The sequence below is a fragment of the Corynebacterium sp. MSK150 genome, assembly GCF_030229215.1.
Lineage (GTDB): Bacteria > Actinomycetota > Actinomycetes > Mycobacteriales > Mycobacteriaceae > Corynebacterium.
Window position 1 is genome coordinate 44,676 of the sequence record NZ_JASPHM010000006.1, and the last position, 12,485, is coordinate 57,160.

Below are 12,485 nucleotides of genomic sequence, written 5' to 3' on the forward strand. Positions count from 1 at the left end.
ATGGCAGACCGCATCGAGCTCACCGGCCTAGAATGCTTTGGCTACCACGGCGTTTTTGAGGAAGAAAAGCGCACCGGCCAGCCCTTCATCGTGGATATCACCTGCTGGTCCGAGTTCGCCGAGGCCGCCGCCACCGATGATCTGACCAAGACCATCAATTACGCCGAGCTTGCCGACGTCGCCGCCAAAATCATCGAAGGCCCCGCCCGCGACCTTATTGAGACCGTCGCCAGTGAGGTGGCCGATACCATCATGGAGACCTTCGAGGGCCTGCATGCCGTGGAGGTCACGCTGCACAAGCCGAAGGCGCCGATTCCGCGCACTTTTGCCGACGTCGCCGTGGTCGCCCGCCGCTCCCGCAAGCACGCGAGGACCCTCTAATGCGTGCGGTGCTGTCTATCGGCTCCAATATGGATGACCGCGTGGAGCTTTTGCGCACGGTATTCGACGAGTTCGCCGACGAGATCGTCGCCGCCTCGCCCGTCTATGCCACCCCGCCGTGGGGCGTGACTGACCAAGACGAATTCCTCAACGCGGTGCTCATCGTGGACGTCGAGGAGACTCCGAAGGAACTCCTGCGCCGCGGACAGAAATTGGAAGAGGCCGCCGAGCGCGTCCGCGTGCGCCACTGGGGCCCACGCACGCTGGACGTGGATATCGTCGATATTGAGGGCTTCACCTCCGACGACCCAGAGCTTATCGTCCCGCATCCTTATGCCCACGAGCGTGCCTTCGTGCTGATTCCGTGGTTGGCGGCCGATGGTGGTGCTAGGTTGAGTGGGGAGGGCGTCGCCAAGCGGGTAGCAGCAATGGACCCGCAGGAGCGCGCCGATATTCGCCGGCTGGGCATGATGGAGGAGCTATGAAACGGACCTCGTTGGGTGCCCTCATTGGCACCGGGGTCTTCTTTGCCGCGGCGGCGGCAATCCTCACCACGCGGTTTTATGGCTCCATGCTGCACATCCCGGTAACGGTGTCGGCCACGCTGTGGCTTATGGCCGTCATCTGTGTGGCGCTGACCTGGAAGGTGGACCAAGCCACCGAGGACGAGCATGGCATCGGCCTGGATAACTCGCAGCTCAACCCCATGACCATCACGCAATTCATGCTGGTAGGCAAGGCCTCGGCATGGACGGGTTCCATCGTGGGTGGCATTTATGCCGGCATTGCCGTCTACGTCATTCCCAACACCGGAACGCTCACCGCGGCCTCCGATGACCTCGTGGGTGTCATTGCCTCCGCGCTTGGTGGCCTCGCGATGGCCGCCGCTGGCCTGCGGCTGGAGCGACACTGCGAGACCCCGCCCCCACCAGATGGGGTTCAAACGGTACATTAGTGAGCATGACTGAGCCGCGCTCTTCTTCTAGCAATACTTCCGCCAAGACGACCAAGCCGGACTTGGGCCAGATCGGCCTTATCGTCCTCGTGGTGCTGGCCGTGGTGGCCAGCATCGTCATGCTGATTTCCGGCTCTGCCGCCGCGCTCAAGATCGCCCTCATTGCAGCACTGTGGGCCGCCGTGCTTGGCTTCTTCCTGGTCATGCGCTACCGCCGCCAGGCCGAGGAATCCGTGACCAAGCTGGAGCTGCAGGAGCGCGCTCACCGCGCCGAGCTTAAGCAGGTCCGCGCAGCCGATGGCCAGCCGCTGCCAGACCAGGAGCTGCTGGATGAGATCCGCACCGAGCTGGCTGCCATCCGCAAGCAGATTGAAGACCTCTCCGGCCACGACTTCACCTATGAGCCGGCCGCCCTGCATGCCGAGGCGCGCCGCATCATGCAGCTCGAGGCTCAGACCGCGGCTGCTACTCGCCCTGGCTCTGAGGAAGGCAATGTGGACTTCACCCAGTCCTCCTCCGGCGCCCCGTCCGCCGATGCCATCGCTGGCCGCCTGGGCAACCAGCCGTCCGCGGCGCACGCCGAGTCCAACCCGCTTAATGACATCATCAGCGAAAAGACCCGTGCGCAGCGCACCTCCGGTAAGACTTCTGGTGCCTCCACCTTCAACACTGGTGGCTTCCAAGCCGTGCGCTGGGATACCGGCGGCGATGATTCCCTGAAGAATGCCCGCACGTCCGCGGCCAGCGAGCACCATGGCAGCCACCGCAAGCCAGAGGCTGCCACCAAGGCCAATGATGAGACCCAGGACATTCCGCAACAAGCGGCTCCGCAGCGCGACGAGCGCGCGGAGTATCCAGGCTCGGGTCAACATGTGGCTCCGGAATCGGCCGAACCAGTACGCCAGAAGGCAGCCCGCCCCCATCACCGTGCGGCTGAACCTCAGCCAGAGGAGCAGACACGCGGACGCCGTCGCAGCGACGATAAGCGTGAGGGAGCGGTTTCCGTGGCCGAGCTGCTGGCCCAGGCGAAGAATAAGAAGGATAAATAAATGCGCCCGCCACGCATGCGGGTAGCCCTCTTCGGCCGGAGCCTGGCCGGTTTTACCTTGGCCAATGCCATGGAACGCGCCGGCCATGAGGTGCAGATGCTCTCGGACCCGGCTGAACTTGCCTCTTTTGAGGCCCTCATCATCGCCGTGGGCGATGCCCGCCTAGAAGCTACCGTGGAACTTCTTGAACCCCATGTCCACCACGGGCTTATCGTGTTCCACACCTGCCTCTCGCGCGGTGTCCAAGTGCTAGATCCGCTAGAAACGCGCGGGTGTGTCGTTGCGGCACTCGCCCCATTTGCACTCATGCGCTGGGCCGTGACCACCCTGGACGAGTTGGGCGAGACCGTAGTGGAGCTCAACATCACCGAGTTCCGCGGCGAAGCCGTCGCGCTTTCCGATGCCGAACGTCTTCCCTTTGCCGCCCGCGCCTACTACGCCGAGATGCTGCGCCGCTTGCACATCTCTGCGGCGGTCGATGCTCGTTTCTTCCCCTCTGCAGAGGAAAAGCCCATGGTAGGTGAGGACATGGACACCGAAGAAATCATCGCCGCTTATCGCGGTGTTACCGACCCCGGCCTGCGCCGCAGCTATGTGGAGGTTGCCCGTCGCCTAGGTGAGGTATACGGCCGCGAGGAACTGGAAATGTGGGCCCTACAAGAGGAGAGCCGATGAGCCTAGAGTTGGGAAATGCCACCGTCATCAGTGAGATTGAGCGCATCCGCATGGTTGGCAGCGCCTTTCATAAGACTGGCCGTCCGGTGGCCTTCGTACCGCTGACCAACGGCGTGCACGCCGGCCATATCGCGTTGGTGCGCGCGGCCAAGCACATTCGCGGCGCGGTTACCGTCGTGGCCCTGCAGTCCCCGCACGAGGAGGCTCTTGAGCTCCTGCGCGCCGAGGGCGTGGATATTGTCTGGGATTACTCGCCAGAGTCCTTGTGGCCGCACGGCCGCCGTATCGCCGTGGCTCCGGCCGACGCCGCGACCGCCCTCGAGCCGGACCTCAGCGAGGATCTCTCGCTGTACCTTGCGCTCATCCTGACGCTTTCGCCTACCGACGTCCTCCTGGGCGAAAAGGACTACGAGCTCCTCCTCGCCATCCACCACGCGGTTCAAGACTTCCACCTGGGTGTCCGCGTGCAGGGTGTGCCCCCTGTACGCATGCCCGATGGTGTGGTGATGAGCCTGCGCAATACCAACGTCCCAGCCGAATCCCGTGACCAAGCCGCGGCCCTTTCCGCCGCGCTGACCGCCGGCGCGCATGCCGCCGAAGCCGGTGCGGAGAAGGTTCGCGAGGTGGCCGCGGAAGTCCTACGTGCAGCAGGCGTTGAGCCCGACTACCTCGAGGTGCGCGGCCGCGACCTCCGCACGCCTCCCGAGGAGGGTGATGCCCGCTTGCTCGTCGCTGCGACAATCGGCGGCGTCCGGCTCATCGATAATGTGGGCCTGCCGCTGGGAATCGGCTTTAATAATATTGAAGAGCACGAAGCCAAGGCCGAGCTCGAGCGCGAGAAACAACGCGCACAGGGTACCGCTTCCCAGCAGCCATCGGAGGACTAATGACCGATATCCAGATCCGCGACCTTGACTCGCGCGATGAGCCCAAGGCTATTTCTTTTGCCATCGAGGGCATGCACCTGCACTGGTTTGTGAAGAACCCGCGCTTTGAGCGCGCCTATGGCCGCTACTTTTGGGATTTAGAGCGCGCCAAAGCCACCGATATCCTGGCCGCCTACGATGGCGACCGTTTCCTCGGCGTGCTTTTGGCTTCCATGAAAGGCAAGCCCGCCTTGCCATATCCTTGGTGGCGCAAGGCCTATGTCCGCGCGGTGGAAATCTTTAATAACCTGCGCCCGGGCGGGCACCGCGATGATTACGATGCCGCCAATCAGGACATGCTGCTCAAGTACTTGGGTAAGCATCCCATTGATGGCGAAATCGGCTTCCTCGTCGCGGACCCCAATTCCGGCGTGAGCGGCGTGGGTACGGCGCTGCTCGAGGCCTTCGAAGCCCGTCACGAGGGAAAGAATGTCTACTTGTTTACCGATGACGGCTGCACGTATCAGTTCTATGACAGCCGCGGTTTCACGCAGGTGGGCGAGCGCACTATCGCGGTCAATGAAGACCGCGACTTGGAGTGCATGCTCTATGTGCGCCGCCTTGGCACGCCGCAGGCTTAACGCGCCAATGCTCCCATCGGGTCCCATGCCGGCAGGGTAGTCACGGAATCGGACTGCAACGCCGCTTGGTATTGTTCTGGCAGGCGGGAGGGGTGCACGGCGATTTCGAAGACGAACTCGTCGAACCAGTCATCGGCCATGGTCCAAAAGCCCTTATCGGCCTTCTTCGGGCCCCAGGAATTCTCCACGCGCCAGCGATTGACGGTGCCGTCGTCTGCGATATCGGCGCCGGTAAAGACCATCGCGTGGGTCATGAGGGACTCGTGCAGGCGCAAGCGTTGTGCCTTGTCCAGGTCCATCTTCACGCCGTAGAAGGCCTCATAATCGTGCAGGTGCTTGGCCCACACGCCGTGCTCATCATCGGATTGCTGGTCGGTATCGCAGCCGAACCAGACCGGCTGGCCGTCCTCGATGGAGGCACGCGCGGCATCGCGCAGCACCTCCACAGGCGCGTTCAAATAGGTCACGCGCTTTCCAGCCACGTTGCCCAGATACTCCACGGTGTAGAGCTCGCCGTAGGCGTTGCGCGGGTCGTTGACCACGCACACGTACTCGCTTAGGTCCGCCGGCAGGTATTCCTTGGCAAACTCCTGCGGGGTATAGGTACCAGCGCGGTGGAACTCATCGTCCTTATCGCGGTACTGCCACACAAAGTCCTCGGGTGGCAGGCCAAGGTTGGCGGTGAGGATACGGTAGACGTCGGCAAGCGCCTGCTCATGCGCGCCCTCTTCGCCGCTGCGGATGCGGTGGGCGGCGCGGCGCAGCACGGTTTGCAGATTGCGGTTAAGCATCGCCGTGGCCTCGGAAGACGCGGTCTCCGGCATGGCGTATTGCGGCACCACGCCGTACTTTTCCACCAGGGCGACGAACATGGACCACTGGCCGCCGTCATCGATGGGAACATCCATGAGCTTGGCAACGGTGCGGTCCGTAATCTCGCGGTCCTTCAGCTCGGCCATGGCGGTGAGGAACCAATTGGCCTTTTCCAGCTTGTCAAAGAAATAAATATAGGTCTGGGAGAGCTCAAAATCTTTGAGATTGGCCTTGTCCATCAGGCCGCCGCGCAGGGAATTGAGGCCGGCAAAAATCCAGCAGCGGCCAGAGGCCTTCTGGTCGGCCACGCCCCAGGAATCTAGCTTATGGCTGGTTACCGGGGTAAGGCTGCGCAATTGCTCACGGTCGAGGCTGAGCTTGTCGACGCCCTCCTGGGCCACCCCATTGCGTACCAGGCGCAGCGTGGCATCGCTGGTGAGTTCGGCGGTGGCGGCATGAACCTCGTTCGGTTTAATCTCTGTCATTTCTCGATTCTCCTTAGTTCATCCGGTCCCAGAGGGGAAGCTCAATCGGTTCGGTGGCAAGAGCCTGGGCCAGCTCGTCGCTCAGGTGCTCCTTGCGCACGGCAATGTGGAAGACGTTTTGGTCAAACCAGGCATCGGCCATCGTGGCAAAGCCCTTGCCGGGCACATCCTCGCCGTCGTCCTTGCGCGGCGGCTTAGAGCCCCAGGAGTTCTCCACGCGCCAGGCGCGGTCACCATCGACGCCGGTGAGCACCATCGCGTGGGTGGGCGCGGTCTCGCCGGAGGTAAAACGCTCCTCCTTGCTCATAGAGGAATCGATGCCGTAAAGGCCATCGGTATCCACTAGGCCCTCGTCCCATACGCCGTTGAGGAATGAGAACTGGCGGTTGACATCGCAGCTAAACCACACCGGCTCGCCGGCCGCCAGGCTGCGCTTGGCAGTGTCCTTCAGCTCGGCCGCGCTGACGTTGAGGTACTCCTGTGGTGCGCCGCCCAGCACATTGGTCTCCTCGGCGCTGCTGAACACGCGATGCTTGGGGTTGGTGGAGCGGGGGTCATCGGCCAGCACCACGTACTCGTCTAGGTGCGGTAGGTACTTATCCGCAAACTCGCGCGGGGTGGAGTGCAGGCGCACGAATTGCTCGTCCTTGGTGCGATACGCCCAGGTAAATTCCTCCGGTGGGGTGCCCAGGTGGATGGCCAGGATGCGGTGGATATCCTTGCGCGCCTGGGCGAGGATTTCTTCGCGCGGGCCGTCCTGTGCGGCGGCCCGGCGCACCACGGTGGCCAGGTCGCGGTTCATCTCCGCGGTATTTCCAGACGAGCGCACCTCCGGCATGACCTCGGCAGGGACGACGCCGTATTTGGCTACGAGGTTGCTAAAGAAGCACCACCAGCCGCCATCGGCCCCTGCGTGGTCGAGCACCGCGGCGACGGTGCGCTCGTCCCAGCCGGCGTCTTTTTTATCCAGCAGTTGGTTGAGCACCAGATTGGCGCGTTCCAGCTTGTCAAAGTACTGCAGGTAGGTGAAGGAGAACTCGAAGTTATCTACATTGAGTTCCTTGGCCGCGCGGTGACGGAAGACGTTCAACGCCGCGAACATCCAGCAGCGGCCCGAGCGCTTTTGGTCCGATACGCCCAAGCTATCCAGCTTGACCTCGGTGGTGGGGTAGAGCGCCGTAATACGGTCGCGGTCTAGGGCCGCCTTGGCCGCCCCGACGTTGGTGATGGCGTTGCGCGCGATGCGCAGCCGGGAATCGTCCGCAGCCTCCTCGCGCAAGTGGGATAGGTATTCGTTGGTGAGCAAAGTCATAGTTTCGGTTTTAGCAGACCCGAGCCCACAGCGGCGCGGGCGGGTGGAGCTAGAGATGGGCCGCCAGCTTGCCGACGGCCCCTGGAGTCCCCACTTCCTCCGGCAACCACGGAACCTCGCGCACCGGCGTTTCCGGCAGCTGGGCACGCAACAGCGCGAGCGCCTCATCCTCGGCGGCGCGCCGCGCGGCAAGGAAGTCGCCTTGGTTCTCCGGGGTGCGCCGGTTAACCAGCATGGATCCCACCCGCACACCGTTGCTCGTGAGGTCCGCATGAAACTCGGCAGATTCCAGCACGGGCAGGCGCTCGGCGGTGAGCACGATGTGGAACACGGTGCGCGGGGAGGCAAGCGCGGTGCGCAGCTGCGCAAAGCGCTCGCGGCGCTGGAAAAGCGTGGCGCGAATCTCCTGATTGCGCCGGTCCACCGGGTCATTATCCGCGCCGCTTCCTTGCGACATTCCGCGCACCAGTGAGCCGAATTTATCGGATTTCTCGCGCCGGGAGAGCAATCCATCGGTATAGGCGGCCATGATCTCCGGCAAGGCCATCAGCCGCGAGGTATGCCCAGAGGGGGCAGTATCGAAGATGAGGTAGTCGAAGTCGGACTCCTCCACGACTAGCGCCGCTATGCGCTCCAATAGTGCCGCCTCTTGTGTGCCGGGCGATTGCCGGGCTAGGTCGAGGTGCTTTTTCACCTCACCGTGCAGGTGCTCGGGCATGAAGCGGCGCATCGAGTTCCCTACCTGCGCTAGGTGCTGCTCGGTCGCGCGCGCAGGGTTGATCTCGATGGCAGACAGGGTAGGGGTGAGGCTGACGGGGGCGTCGCCAAGCGAGGCACCAAAAATATGCCCTAGGTTATGCGCCGGGTCCGTGGACACCAGGCAGACGCGGTGCTCACGGGACAGGCGCAGCGCGGTAGCGGTGGCCAGGGTGGTTTTACCCACCCCGCCCTTGCCGCCAAAGAACATGATGGGTGCGGTCTCTAACAACATTGAATATTCTCCAGCGGGGATCTATCCATTCCCATGCGCGTATGCCAGGCGTGGAAATCCTCATAGACCAGCGGCAAAAGCTCCAGGGTGTAGTAGCTGGCTGGGTTGGGGATGCCGAGCGCCTCCGAGGCAACCAGCATCATGAAGAGATCGTCTTCTTGCTGTTGGGCCTTGGCAAAGCTGGCGCGATACGGGGCCTGGTAGTACTCATTGAGCCCAGCAGCAAGTGCCTTAAGCTTGTCGAGCATGCTCAGGCAGCGGGGCGTCAAGGTCATCATCGCTCCACTCCAGCGGGGTCTCCTTGCGGGCGCGAGAAATCGCGCCGACGGCCTCCACGATGACCCAAATGGCGGCGACCACGATGATGACGTCCATGCAGAATAGCAGCCAGTTCTGGCTGGTAAATAGGGACTTCAGCTGGAGCAGTGCAGCCCACAGTGACATGGCGGTAACGAAGATGAGCGGGAAGACCACCGGCCACGTCGGCCGGCGCAGGTGGGTCAGGATGACCACCACGATGGCCAAGGAAAGGCCCGCCATGAGCTGGTTGGTGGTGCCGAATAGCGGCCAGATGGTCATGCCGCCGGATCCATCCGCACCGGCGGAGAAGGTCAGGCCGAAGGCCAAGCCTACCGCGATGACGGTGGCGGCCAAGGCCTTGATGCGCACACCCATGATCTCGCCGATTTCTTGCACCACTAGGCGCTGCAGGCGCACGCCCGAGTCCATGGTGGTAGCGGCGAAGAGGACGGCCATGGTGGCCAAGATGGTGCCGGAGAGGGAGGTGGGAATCCCCATGCCCTCATTCATGAGCGCGCCGCCGCCTTGCACGAAGGCCTCCACGCCGCCGGCATTCCACTCGGAGTAGATCTCTTCCCACTGCTGCAGGGACTTAAAGCCTGCGGTGGTGGCGATGATGGTGCCCAGCGCGAGCAAGCCCTCGCCTACGGCGCCGAAGTACCCCACAAAGCGCACGTCAGTTTCCTTATCCACCTGCTTGGACGAGGTGCCGGAGGCCACCACGCCGTGGAAGCCGGAGATAGCGCCGCAGGCGATGGTGACAAAGAGTAGCGGGAAGATGCCCGGGGTACCGTCCGGCACGTTGTCGCGCAACGCCGGTGCGGCAAGCGAAGGGCGGGTAATAAGGAAGGAGCCGTACAAGATGGCCAGGCCCACAAAGAGCTGGAGGCCGTTGATGTAGTCGCGCGGCTGCAGCAACACCCATACCGGCAGCATCGAAGCGATGAAGGCGTAGATGAATAACAAGATGATCCACACGCCGTTGGCGGGGATGCCCAGGACCGTATCTGGCAGGACCACAGGCACGCGGTCACCGATGATCATCAACGCGTAGAGCGCGACAACGCCCACGATGGAGACCAGCGGAAGGTTCCACTTCAGGCGGTAGATGGCCTGACCGATAAGCAGCGCGACGACGATGGCGCCCCACGTGGGGATAACGGCCGTAGGGGTGGAGACCAGCAGGTTCGAAATGACCACGGCGAAGGCCGCATTCACCATCAACAGCAGCAGGAAGATGACGATGAGGAAGAGATTGCGCCCGCGCTTGCCAATGTAGCGCCCAGACAAAGTTCCGATGGACTGGCCCTTGTGGCGCTGCGACGCCCACAGCGCACCTAAATCGTGCATGCCGGCAAAGAAGATGGTGCCGAGGGTGACCCAGAGAAACGCCGGGACCCAGCCCCAGATGACGGCTACGGCCGGACCAATGATGGGCGCGGCGCCCGCCACGGAAGTGAAGTGGTGGCCCCACAGAACGTATTTATTGGTGGGCACGTAGTCCACGCCGTCTTCCATGGTGTGGGCCGGGGTGGAGTAGTTCGGGGATAGCCGGAAAATGCTCTTTCCTAGGACCTTGGAATAGAGCAGATAGCCGGCGCCCATCATCGCGATGCCGATGATGGCGAGGACAAGAGAGTTCATGGTGTGCGTCTCCTCATGGGCGGTCAGGTGGCGTGTCTCACACGTGCGGTTAGTATGCCACAACTCACATAGGTATTAGCCCGTGGGGGAGACTGGTGGGTGGATTTATATTTGGAAGGCGCAGGCGGCGCAGTTCCTCATGCTGCCAGTAGGGAAAACGACTGCGCGGCCCGAGTTCCAGTGGAGGAACGTGGGCCGCGCGGTGGGTGCTTAAACCAGGTGGTGGTTACTTCTTATCGACGCCGATGTTGCCGTCCTTCTTCCACACCACAACCACTGCCGGGCGAGGAGTGGACTTGCCGCCCTCTGGCCAGTGGGAGGTCTGCTTTTCGAAGGTGGCGTCATCGGTCTCGCCTGGGTGCTGAACGTTGACCATCACGCGCTCATCGGTGACGATGGGGCCACAGGTCTCGGCGCCTGCCGGGACCGTCAGGAAGCACTTGAGCTCACCGCGGGTATCGCCCTCAGTGGTCACGGCGTAGAGGCCATCGTTGGACTCAAGGGCGTTGCCGTCGGTGGAGATCCACAGGTTGCCGTGGCTGTCGAAGGCCAGGTTATCCGGGCAGGAAATCGGGGAGACCTTCTCCTTGTCAAAGCCACCAAAGTAGGTATTTGCTTCCTTCGGATCACCACAGACCAGGAAGAGGTTCCAGGTGAACTTCTCGCCAGCGTGGTCATCTTCAATCTCCATGACCAGGCCGTTCTTGTTCTCCTTGATAGGAGCCCACTCCATCGGCTCTTCCTTGTTCTTCTTGGCATTCTCGCCGGTAGCGCCGCGGTAGGAGTTATTGGTCAGGGCCACGTAGACCTTCTCGGAGTCTGGGTGAACCTGCATGTCCTCCGGGCGGTCCATCTTGGTGGCGCCCACCTTATCGGCGGCCTCACGGGTGTAGACGGCAACCTCTTCAGCAGACATGCCATCAACGTGGGACTCGAACTTGTTGTTCTCCGTATCGGAGGTCAGCAGCTTGATCCATTCGCCCTTGCCATCAAAGGCGCCATCCTCTGGCAGCACGCCGGAGCCGTCAATCTCGTCCTCTGGGGAGTTGCCCTCTACCTTGGCTACGTACAGGGTGCCGTGGTCCAAGATGGTGAGGTTGTGCTCAATGTCGCCTTCTTTGTACTTCTTGGTGGAGATGAACTTGTAGATGTACTCGAAGCGGGAGTCATCGCCGGAGTAGCACACGACGGTGCCATCGGATGCGATGTGGATGTTGCCTGCCTCATGCTTGAAGCGTCCCAGCGCGGTGTGCTTGATCGGGGTGGACTTCGGGTCCAGTGGGTTGATTTCTACGATCCAGCCGAAGCGGTTGGGCTCATTCGGCTCCTTGGAGACGTCGAAGCGCTTATCAAAGCGCTCCCACTTGCGCTGGGATTCGCCATCTTCCATGCCGAAGCGCTCGAGGGATTCCTGCGCCTTCTTGTCATCCAGCTTGGCGTGGGCGAAGTACTGGTCAAAGTTCTCTTCGCCAGAGAGCATGGTGTTCCATGGGGTGATGCCGCCGGAGCAGTTATTCAGGGTGCCCTTGACCTTCTTGCCGGTCTTATCGGCGGAGGTCTTGACGTAATCGGAGCCGGCAGCTGGGCCCACCAAGGTGAACTCGGTCGTGGCGGTAATGCGGCGGTTGAGCGGGCCGAACTCGCGCTTGAGTTCACCGGTATCGCCTACCTTGGACACCTCCACGATGGAGTGGCCGTGGCCAGCCCAGCCGATCTTGGCCTGCTCCTCGGTGGGGTTATCCGCATCGTAGTTGGGGAACATCTGCGGCTCGGTGGTGTACTCGTGGGAGCAGACGTAGATAAGGCGGTTGTCATCGTCCGGGTGCTCGATAAGGCCAGCGAAGTCATTGTTGAAGCCGAATTGCTTCTCGGCTGCCTCGGCGGTCTGGTTCTTGTCATCGAATTCCGGCGCGTCCTCAAACAGTGGATCGCCCCAGGCAATGAGGACGGACTGCTCGTAGCCATCCGGGATGACCACTTCGTCCTTCTTGTTTGGCTGTACTGGGTCGAACTTCATGCCCTCTGCGGAGGTGAGCTCAACGTTCGCCTCAGAGGTCTTGCCACCCTTGCCCTCGGAGGAAGAAGCCTCGTTGGACGCATCATCCGGGTTGGAGCAGGCCGCCAAAGCAGCGCCGCCGCCAACGGTTACGACAGACAGGCTGCCCGCACGCAGCGCGGTACGGCGGGAGAACTGGTCAGCAAAGTACGGGTTATTGGACTTGTTCTCGCACTCGCCAAAGCAGGCATTACCGCACTTGTAGGTGCAGGTCAGGCTGGAACGAGAGGATGCAAAGAGGCTAGAGAGAAGGTTGCGGCCTTTAAGCGCCATTATTACTGCTCCAAAAAGGGTCGAAAATATTGTTTAGACACGGG

13 protein-coding genes are annotated in these 12,485 nt (G+C 62.2%); 7 read left to right on the plus strand and 6 right to left on the minus strand.

Annotated features, from left to right (window positions below; genetic code table 11):
* The 7 genes from folB to QP941_RS05195 are packed head-to-tail and all read left to right on the plus strand — an operon-like array spanning position 1 to position 4,567.
* Positions 1 to 381 carry a dihydroneopterin aldolase gene (gene folB / locus QP941_RS05165; RefSeq protein WP_198492081.1) on the plus strand — a complete coding sequence of 127 codons (381 nt, stop codon included), beginning with the start codon at positions 1 to 3 and terminating at the stop codon, positions 379 to 381.
* Positions 381 to 866, plus strand: coding sequence for a 2-amino-4-hydroxy-6-hydroxymethyldihydropteridine diphosphokinase (gene folK, locus QP941_RS05170; RefSeq protein WP_284868249.1), 486 nt, complete (start codon positions 381 to 383; stop codon positions 864 to 866). The genes folB and folK overlap by 1 nt, the downstream gene beginning before the upstream one ends.
* On the plus strand, positions 863 to 1,336 hold the full coding sequence (locus QP941_RS05175; protein WP_284868250.1) for a DUF3180 domain-containing protein: 474 nt from the start codon (positions 863 to 865) through the stop codon (positions 1,334 to 1,336). Before folK ends, QP941_RS05175 begins: the two co-directional genes overlap by 4 nt.
* A gap of 5 nt (positions 1,337 to 1,341) precedes the next feature.
* On the plus strand, positions 1,342 to 2,385 hold the full coding sequence (locus QP941_RS05180; protein ID WP_284868251.1) for a DUF6779 domain-containing protein: 1,044 nt from the start codon (positions 1,342 to 1,344) through the stop codon (positions 2,383 to 2,385).
* The gene (locus tag QP941_RS05185; RefSeq protein WP_284844452.1) at positions 2,386 to 3,060 is read left to right on the plus strand and encodes a 6PGD fold domain-containing protein; all 675 of its coding nucleotides are present in this window, start codon (positions 2,386 to 2,388) and stop codon (positions 3,058 to 3,060) included.
* The gene (locus QP941_RS05190) at positions 3,057 to 3,947 is read left to right on the plus strand and encodes a pantoate--beta-alanine ligase (protein WP_284868252.1); all 891 of its coding nucleotides are present in this window, start codon (positions 3,057 to 3,059) and stop codon (positions 3,945 to 3,947) included. Before QP941_RS05185 ends, QP941_RS05190 begins: the two co-directional genes overlap by 4 nt.
* Positions 3,947 to 4,567: a GNAT family N-acetyltransferase gene (locus tag QP941_RS05195; RefSeq protein WP_284868253.1), complete on the plus strand. Its 621-nt coding sequence runs from the start codon at positions 3,947 to 3,949 to the stop codon at positions 4,565 to 4,567. The genes QP941_RS05190 and QP941_RS05195 overlap by 1 nt, the downstream gene beginning before the upstream one ends.
* On the opposite strand, the gene QP941_RS05200 is transcribed toward QP941_RS05195, so the two are convergent.
* The 6 genes from QP941_RS05200 to QP941_RS05225 form a co-directional block, all read right to left on the minus strand.
* Positions 4,564 to 5,865 (minus strand): C1 family peptidase, encoded by a 1,302-nt coding sequence (locus tag QP941_RS05200; protein WP_284868254.1) that lies wholly within the window; start codon positions 5,863 to 5,865, stop codon positions 4,564 to 4,566. The genes QP941_RS05195 and QP941_RS05200 overlap by 4 nt on opposite strands.
* Positions 5,866 to 5,878: 13 nt before the next feature.
* Entirely contained in the window at positions 5,879 to 7,177 is a 1,299-nt protein-coding gene (locus QP941_RS05205) for a C1 family peptidase (protein WP_284868256.1), read from the minus strand.
* Between the two features lie 49 nt (positions 7,178 to 7,226).
* A complete protein-coding gene (locus QP941_RS05210; RefSeq protein WP_284868257.1) occupies positions 7,227 to 8,168 on the minus strand; it encodes an ArsA family ATPase in 942 nt (313 codons plus the stop codon).
* Complete coding sequence (locus QP941_RS05215; protein ID WP_200435736.1) at positions 8,159 to 8,416, minus strand: cory-CC-star protein; 258 nt, start codon at positions 8,414 to 8,416, stop codon at positions 8,159 to 8,161. The genes QP941_RS05210 and QP941_RS05215 overlap by 10 nt, the downstream gene beginning before the upstream one ends.
* Positions 8,400 to 10,112, minus strand: coding sequence for a carbon starvation CstA family protein (locus tag QP941_RS05220; RefSeq protein WP_284868258.1), 1,713 nt, complete (start codon positions 10,110 to 10,112; stop codon positions 8,400 to 8,402). Before QP941_RS05220 ends, QP941_RS05215 begins: the two co-directional genes overlap by 17 nt.
* Positions 10,113 to 10,338: 226 nt before the next feature.
* Complete coding sequence (locus tag QP941_RS05225; RefSeq protein ID WP_284868259.1) at positions 10,339 to 12,441, minus strand: PhoX family protein; 2,103 nt, start codon at positions 12,439 to 12,441, stop codon at positions 10,339 to 10,341.
* Positions 12,442 to 12,485: the final 44 nt, after the last annotated feature.

What these genes read in the sequence shown, in the direction of transcription:
- folK (WP_284868249.1), top strand. Translation starts at nt 381, where the DNA reads ATGCGTGCGGTGCTGTCTATCGGCTCCAATATGGATGACCGCGTGGAG.
- QP941_RS05180 (WP_284868251.1), top strand. Translation starts at nt 1,342, where the DNA reads ATGACTGAGCCGCGCTCTTCTTCTAGCAATACTTCCGCCAAGACGACC.
- QP941_RS05185 (WP_284844452.1), top strand. Translation starts at nt 2,386, where the DNA reads ATGCGCCCGCCACGCATGCGGGTAGCCCTCTTCGGCCGGAGCCTGGCC.
- QP941_RS05225 (WP_284868259.1), bottom strand. Translation starts at nt 12,441, where the DNA reads ATGGCGCTTAAAGGCCGCAACCTTCTCTCTAGCCTCTTTGCATCCTCT.
- QP941_RS05215 (WP_200435736.1), bottom strand. Translation starts at nt 8,416, where the DNA reads ATGCTCGACAAGCTTAAGGCACTTGCTGCTGGGCTCAATGAGTACTAC.
- QP941_RS05220 (WP_284868258.1), bottom strand. Translation starts at nt 10,112, where the DNA reads ATGAACTCTCTTGTCCTCGCCATCATCGGCATCGCGATGATGGGCGCC.
- QP941_RS05190 (WP_284868252.1), top strand. Translation starts at nt 3,057, where the DNA reads ATGAGCCTAGAGTTGGGAAATGCCACCGTCATCAGTGAGATTGAGCGC.
- QP941_RS05200 (WP_284868254.1), bottom strand. Translation starts at nt 5,865, where the DNA reads ATGACAGAGATTAAACCGAACGAGGTTCATGCCGCCACCGCCGAACTC.
- QP941_RS05195 (WP_284868253.1), top strand. Translation starts at nt 3,947, where the DNA reads ATGACCGATATCCAGATCCGCGACCTTGACTCGCGCGATGAGCCCAAG.
- QP941_RS05175 (WP_284868250.1), top strand. Translation starts at nt 863, where the DNA reads ATGAAACGGACCTCGTTGGGTGCCCTCATTGGCACCGGGGTCTTCTTT.
- QP941_RS05210 (WP_284868257.1), bottom strand. Translation starts at nt 8,168, where the DNA reads ATGTTGTTAGAGACCGCACCCATCATGTTCTTTGGCGGCAAGGGCGGG.
- QP941_RS05205 (WP_284868256.1), bottom strand. Translation starts at nt 7,177, where the DNA reads ATGACTTTGCTCACCAACGAATACCTATCCCACTTGCGCGAGGAGGCT.
- folB (WP_198492081.1), top strand. Translation starts at nt 1, where the DNA reads ATGGCAGACCGCATCGAGCTCACCGGCCTAGAATGCTTTGGCTACCAC.